A 7060-nucleotide genomic window follows, 5' to 3' on the forward strand; every position below is an offset into this window, starting at 1 on the left:
TCATCTCCGTTGGGCGGGCGATGCTTCACTGTGCCCCGGTCAACAAATGGGTGGCAAGCCCCGCCAGGGCACAGGCTATCAACACCTGGATCACCCCACGCTTGTAACGGAACAGCGCCACCGCCGCCGCCAGCGCAATCAGCGCCGAAGGCCAGTCGAACCGCCCGTCGAAACCGGCCGGCCACAATACGTGGTAGCCGAAGAACAGCGCGAGGTTGAGGATCACGCCCACTACCGCCGCGGTTATCCCGGTCAGCGGGGCGGTGAATTTGAGTTCGTTGTGGGTCGATTCCACCAGCGGGCCACCGGCCAGGATGAACAGGAACGAGGGCAGGAAGGTGAACCAGGTCACCAGGCTCGCCGCTACCGCGCCGGCCATGAACGCCTGGTCGGTGCCGAACATGGGGTGCAGGTAACCACCGACGAAGCCGACGAAGGCCACCACCATGATCAGCGGCCCGGGGGTGGTTTCCCCCAACGCCAGGCCATCGATCATCTGCGTCGGCGACAGCCAGCCGTAATGGCCGACGGCCCCCTGGTAGACGTAGGGCAGCACCGCGTAGGCGCCGCCGAAGGTCAGCAATGCCGCCTTGGTGAAGAACCAGCCCATTTGCGTTAAGGTGCCTTGCCAGCCAAAGGTAGCCATCAGTACACCCATGGGCAGCAGCCACAGCGCGGCACCCACCAGCAGCAGGCCCAGCAGCCGCCCCCAGCTGAAGCGGGTGTGCTCTGGCGCCGGTGTGTCGTCGTCGATCACGGCCGGGCCCTGGCTGGCCCTGGTTGCGCCGTGGCCACCACCAGGCGCGAACTGCCCCGGTAGCAGCCGACCGCCGACATGGCCTAGCAGCGCGGCTGCCAGCACGATCAGCGGGAAGGGAACGTCGAGCGCGAAAATGGCCACGAACGAGGCCGCGGCAATGGCCCACAACCAGCCGTTTTTCAGGGCGCGCGTGCCAATGCGATGTGCGGCATGCACGACGATCGCAGTCACGGCCGGCTTGATCCCGTAGAAAATACCAGCCACCACCGGCACTTCGCCCCAGGCCAGATAGACCCACGACAGGCCGATCAGGATGAACAGCGACGGCAGTACGAACAGGGTGCCGGCAATCACCCCGCCCCAAGTGCGGTGCATCAGCCAGCCAATGTAGGTGGCCAGTTGCTGGGCCTCGGGGCCAGGCAGCAGCATGCAGTAGTTGAGGGCATGCAGAAAGCGCCGCTCGCTGATCCAGCGGCGCCGCTCCACCAGTTCCTGATGCATGATCGCTATCTGCCCCGCCGGGCCGCCGAAGCTGATGAAACCCAGCTTCAGCCAGAACAGCAAGGCCTCGATCCGGCTGATGTGGCCACGCGTTTGCTCGGCGGCGCCTTGCAGGTGTTCCGTCATTTTCTTCCCTTTGGTATTCAGCTGGCCGCAGCGCGCTGTCGCTTGATCCGGTACATATCGCCATCAGCATGGCGCAGCAGCATGTCGGCATCATTGCCGTCTTCGGGGAAACGGGCCACGCCAATGCTGCAGGACGGCGCTCCGATGCCTGCAAACTCGGCGCCGAGTGGCTCGGCCATGGCTGCCAAAATGCGTGCCACCTGCTCGGCAATGGCCTCTGGCGAGGCGTAGTCGGTCAACAGCACGGTGAACTCGTCACCGCCCATCCGCGCCACTGTATCGGTCGCCCCAACGCAACCTTCCAGGCGCCGCGCCAGAATGCACAGCACCCGGTCACCCACGCTGTGGCCGTGGTTGTCGTTGATATCCTTGAAGTCATTGATATCGATGAACAGCAACGCCAGCGGGTGGTTGTGGTGCCGGGCCGCGACAAGTGCGGTGCCCAGCCGCTCATTGAACATGGCCCGGTTGGCCAGGCGAGTCAGCGGGTCATGGTGGGCCAGGAAACGCAATTCTTCCTCGGCCTGGTGTTGGGCGGTGATATCCCGCGCTACACCAATGCGGGCATTGGCCTCATCGGACCAGGAGGCCGACCACAGGATATGCACGATACTTCCATCCTTGCGGATGTAGCGGTTACGGAAATCGTAATGGGGTTGGCCGTTCATCACCCGTACGATCGACGCGCGGGTAATCGCCAGGTCGTCAGGGTGCATGTAGTCGGTGATCGGGGTGCCGATCAGCTCGCAGGCCTGGTAGCCCAGCAGCGCCTCGCAGGCATCGCTGACGAAAATGATCTGGTTGCCCCTGTCGACCACGAACACCGTGTCCAGCATCAGGTGGATCAGCCTGGGGTATAACGCTTGCAGGTCTACGGGCATGGGGCATGGCGTCCGCGGCGGGGTCACCGATCATAGCCTGAAATGGAACAAAATGCGGTAGGCGCCGCTGTGGGAGCGGGCCGCCGATAGTCAGTTGCTTACTACCAGTTCCGGCCCGAGGTAATCGTTGATCTGCTGGATATCGTCATCTCCCAGGCTGCCCACCGACGATGCCAGGCGCAGCCGCGACATCAGGTAGTTCAGCTTCGCCTCGAACAGGTCATGCCGGGCGTCAAAAAGCAATTCCTCGGCATTGAGCACATCCGAGTTGGTGCTGGTGCCGCCCTCCCTGAAGCCCTTGCGGGCCGAACGCAGCGAGCGTTCGTTGGATGCCACGGCCTTTTCCAGCGCCTGGATGCGCAAGGCGCCACTCTGTACGCCGCGGTACTCGCGGGTGGTGTCGGAGATCACTTCCTGGCGTGTGGCATCCAGTTCATCCAGTGCCTTGGAACTGTTGGCGCTGGCCTGGCGGGTGAGGGCGCTGGTGCTGCCGCCGCTGTATAGCGGAATGTTCAGCTCCAGCCCGATCGAGCTGTAGTGGTTGCGCTGGTTCAGTTCGGAGATCGACTGGCTGCTGCCGGCGGTATAGCCCGCCACGAAATCCAGGGTCGGCCAGTGCCCGGCGCGGGCGCGTTTCACTTCTTCTTCGGCCAGCTCGTAGTTGTGCCGGCGCGCATGGATCAACGGGCTGTCGGCCTGGGCCTTGACCAGCCAGTCCTGCAGGTTGCCCGGCATCAGCGGCGGTGTGTTGAAGCCCGGCTGCAAGGTGGTCAGCGACTCCGGCGTTTCACCAATGTATTCCTCCAGCTTGCGGCGGGCGTTGACCAGGTTGTCCTGGGCCTCGATCAGGTCGGCCTCGGCCAGGTCGCGACGGGCTATCGACTCGTCGATGTCGGTGATGGTGCCGGCGCCCAGCTCCATGCGCCGCTTTGCCGACGCCAGCTGCTCTTCGAAGGCATTTAGCTTGGCCTTGGCCAGGGTGATGGTTTCGCTGGCCAGCAGCACGTCGAAGTAGGCGTCGGCCAGGCGCACCGCAGCGTCCTGGGTCTTGGCATCGAACACCGCCACGCTGTAGTCGGCACGTTGCTGGCCCTGATGGTATTCGGCCATCTTCTGCTTGTTGAACAGCGGTTGACGCAAACGCACGTTGGCGCCCTTGGAGTCATAGTCCAGGTCGTTGTCCCGTCCACTCTGACGCTGGCTGCCATTGACCTTGTTGAAGTAACCCACAGCGTTGATCTGCGGCAGCAGGCCGGCCTGGCCGATGGCGCGGTTTTCGCTGCCGGCTTCTTTCTCGTGCACCGCGGCGCGGTAGATCGGGCCCTGGTATTGCAGCAGGTCCCAGGCTTGCTTCAGGTCCATGGCACTGGCCTGTACAGACAACCCCAACAGGCACAACATCAGGCACGGGCGATTCATGTCATTGCTCCTTGAACGAGGCGTCCACGCGTTCGAGCATCGGCTTGAGCAGGTAGCTGAGCAGGTTGCGCTCGCCGGTCTTGATGGTGACGGTGGCCGGCATCCCGGGGCGGATATGGTTGCTGCCCAGCAGGGCCATGCCGTCCTGCGTCACTTCCACCTGGGCCAGGTAGTACGGCTGCTTGCTTTCTTCGTCCATCAGGCGGTCGGCAGAGATGGTCTTGACCCGCCCCGGGATATTCGGCGTCTTCGCATGGTTGAAGGCCGGGAAGGCCAGGTCCACGTCCAGGCCCGGCACCATCTTGTCGATGGCCTGTACCGGGATCATCGCGTCCACCTGCAATGGCTGGTCCAGCGGCACCACCTCCATGATCTTGGCCGCTGGCTGGATGATGCCGCCTACCGTGGCGATGCTCAGGGCCTGGACCATGCCGTCGATCGGCGAGCGGATCACCGTATGGGTCACTTCGTAGTCCAGCGCGCGCAGGCGGTCGGCCAGGGTGGTGTTCTCCTTGGCGGTATCGGTCAGCTGTGATTCCACTTCCTTGAGGTAGTCGTGCTGGCGTTGCAGGATGCGCAGCTTGATCTCGGTGGCCTGGCTGCGCGCCCGGGCAATGTTGTTGAGGTTTTCGGCCTGACCGGCGGACAGGTCGGCATTGTTGCGCTCCAGCTCCAGCAGGCGGTTGCGTGGTACATAGCCTTCGGCGGCCAGCACGCGTGTGCCTTGCAGTTCCTGGTTGAGGAAGCCGATCTGCGAGGCGCGGGCGCCGTACACCTGCTGCAGGCCCTTGAGCTGCACCGCCGTGGCAGCCAGGTTTTCCTCGAGGATGCTCAGTTCGCCGGCCAGGCCCGCGCGGCGGGTGTCCAGCAGGCGCTGTTGCAGGTCCATGGCTGCCAGCAGGCGCGGGTCGCCGCCGTAGTGCTTGAGCAGGGCAGGGTCGAAGGTGACCTGGTCGCGGCCATCGCGCTCGGCTTCCAGGCGGTTCTCCACGGTCTTGCTGACGATGTACTGGGCACTGACCGCACCCTGTTCGGCCACCGCGCGCAGGGCGTCCAGGCGTACCACCTCCTGGCCTTTCTTCACAACATCGCCTTCACGCACCAGGATCGCCTCGACCGTGCCACCGGTCAGGTGCTGCACGGCCTTGCGGTTGCTGCTGACCTTGACGGTACCGGTGGCGACCACACCGGCATCCAGCGGCGCCAGGCCCGACCACAGCAGGAAACCGCCAAAGCCGGCGGCGACCAGCCACACGCCCCAGCGTGCCGGCCGATGAATGTCCAGGTCGATCTCGTTGCGAGCCTCGGCGGGAATCAACTCGGTGTGTTGGGTCATCTGCATGATCGGTCACTCCCGTACTTTTACCGACGCCAGCGGCGCAGCGGTCGCCGTCGGGATCACGCTGGCCTTGCGCAGCGCCGCGAACACTTCGTCGCGGCTGCCGAGCATGTGCACGGCACCGTCACGCAGCATCAGCACCTTGTCGACCGCGCACAGCACATTGGGCCGGTGGGAAATCAGGATTACCGTGGCCCCGCGTGCCTTGAGTTCGGCCAGCGCATCGACCAGGGCCTTTTCGCCAACGTCATCGAGGTTGGCGTTGGGCTCGTCCAGCACCACCAGGTTCGGCTCGCCATACAACGCGCGGGCCAGGGCGATGCGTTGCTTCTGGCCACCGGACAGCGGGCTGCCGTCGGCTGCCAGTCGGGTGTCGTAGCCCTGCGGGAAGCGCAGGATCATGTCGTGCACACCGCTGCTGCGGGCGGCGCGGATCACTGCTTCGCTGTCCACTTCGGCAAAGCGTGCGATGTTTTCGGCGATGGTGCCCTCGAACAACTCCACGTCCTGTGGCAGGTAACCGAGCCACGGGCCAAGTTCAGCCTTGTTCCAGGTGAAGATGTCGGCGCCGTCCAGGCGCACCTTGCCGGCCTGGGTCGGCCACACGCCTACCAGCAGGCGGGCGAGGGTGGATTTGCCCGAAGCCGACGGGCCGATGATGCCCAGGCTTTCACCCGGGACCAGGCTGAAGCTGACCCCGCGCACGATGCTGTTGCTGGTGCCGGGAGCACCGGCGACCACGTTTTCCACGGCCAGCATGCCCATTGGCCGTTGCAGCGACATGCTTGGTGGCCGCTGCGGGTAGTCGTGCAGCAGGTCGTTGAGCCGGCCCCAGGCGGAACGGCTGCCTTGTAGTTGCTTCCACGCGGCGATCACCTGTTCTACCGGGGCCAGGGCGCGGCCGGTGAGGATCGAGCAGGCAATCATCATGCCGGGGGTGATCTTGCCTTCGATCGCCAGCAGTGCGCCGGCACCGAGGATCACCGATTGCAAGGTAATGCGCACGAAGCGCCCGGTGCTACTGATGATCGCCGCGCGGTCGGAGGCCAGGGTCTGCATCTGCAGGATGCGCAAATGGCCCTGAAACCAGCGCTTGCCGATCGCTGGCAGCATGCCCATGGCTTCGATCACTTCGGCGTTGCGCAGGTTGTTGTTGGCGTAGCTGGCCGAGGACAGTGCCGCCTGGTTGGCCTCGGCCAAGGGTTTTTGCGTGGCCTTCTCGGTTAGGTAGGCCAGGCCCACCAGGATCAGCGAACCGATCAACGTCACCAGCCCCAGCAGTGGGTGGATCAGGTAGCAGACCAGCAGGTAGATCGGCGTCCACGGGGCATCGAAGAAGGCGAACAGGCCGTTGCCGGTGAGAAACTGCCGTACCTGGGTCAGGTCCTGCAAGGCCTGGGCCGGGTTGCCGCCGGCGCGGCTCAGGTTGCGTTCGAAGGCAGCGCTGAAGATGCGTCGGTTCAGATCCATGTCGAGGAAGTTGCCGACCCGGATCAGTACGCGGGTGCGGACCATCTCCAGGGCCGACATCAGCATGAACAGGCCGATCACCAGCAAGGTGAGCATGGTCAGGGTGGTGACGTTGCGGCTGACCAGGGCGCGGTCGTACACCTGCAACATATAAATAGCTGGCGTCAACATCATGACGTTAATGACGCCGCTGAAGGCGGCCAGGGCAAAAAAGCTGCGGCGCAGGCGGAACAGCACGTCGGCCAGCTCGGAACGAGTGCGTGGTGGCTTGTGCATCGGGGCCTCCCTTTATCACAAACGGGAAGCCCTTGCGGCGGCCCGTACAGCGGTAGTTGTGGCTTCTGGTCGGCTCGCAGGCGGGTCGCTCTGAGGGCGAATGGTCCAAAACGCTGCGCTGCTCCCACATGCTGGAGCGTAGGTTGCAGTAAAACACTCGGTAATATCTTTTTGCTCTATAAAATCTTTGAACTTTTCATAAGTGCCGTGAAAACAGTAAGTTGTATAGCGCTGTCAGCGTTGCGTGAATTTTTGACGGGATATTGACAAGGTTTTCTTCTACGACTT

Annotated in this window: 5 protein-coding genes; all 5 read right to left on the reverse strand. The window is 63.9% G+C overall.

Annotation, left to right across the window (positions count from 1 at the left end; translation table 11 throughout):
• Positions 1–25: 25 nt before the first annotated feature.
• Positions 26–1387, reverse strand: coding sequence for a chromate efflux transporter (chrA, locus tag KDB76_RS11245; RefSeq protein WP_013972061.1), 1362 nt, complete (start codon positions 1385–1387; stop codon positions 26–28).
• Between the two features lie 17 nt (positions 1388–1404).
• Entirely contained in the window at positions 1405–2268 is an 864-nt protein-coding gene (locus KDB76_RS11250; RefSeq protein WP_031325771.1) for a sensor domain-containing diguanylate cyclase, read from the reverse strand.
• Between the two features lie 90 nt (positions 2269–2358).
• On the reverse strand, positions 2359–3687 hold the full coding sequence (locus tag KDB76_RS11255) for a TolC family outer membrane protein (protein ID WP_038409303.1): 1329 nt from the start codon (positions 3685–3687) through the stop codon (positions 2359–2361).
• Between the two features lies 1 nt (position 3688).
• On the reverse strand, positions 3689–5029 hold the full coding sequence (locus tag KDB76_RS11260; RefSeq protein ID WP_038409305.1) for an HlyD family type I secretion periplasmic adaptor subunit: 1341 nt from the start codon (positions 5027–5029) through the stop codon (positions 3689–3691).
• A 6-nt stretch (positions 5030–5035) separates the two neighbouring features.
• On the reverse strand, positions 5036–6772 hold the full coding sequence (locus tag KDB76_RS11265; protein WP_024086777.1) for a type I secretion system permease/ATPase: 1737 nt from the start codon (positions 6770–6772) through the stop codon (positions 5036–5038).
• Between the last annotated feature and the right edge of the window lie 288 nt (positions 6773–7060).

The sequence above is a fragment of the Pseudomonas sp. JS425 genome, from assembly GCF_018223845.1.
In the GTDB taxonomy this organism is placed as follows: domain Bacteria; phylum Pseudomonadota; class Gammaproteobacteria; order Pseudomonadales; family Pseudomonadaceae; genus Aquipseudomonas; species Aquipseudomonas asiatica.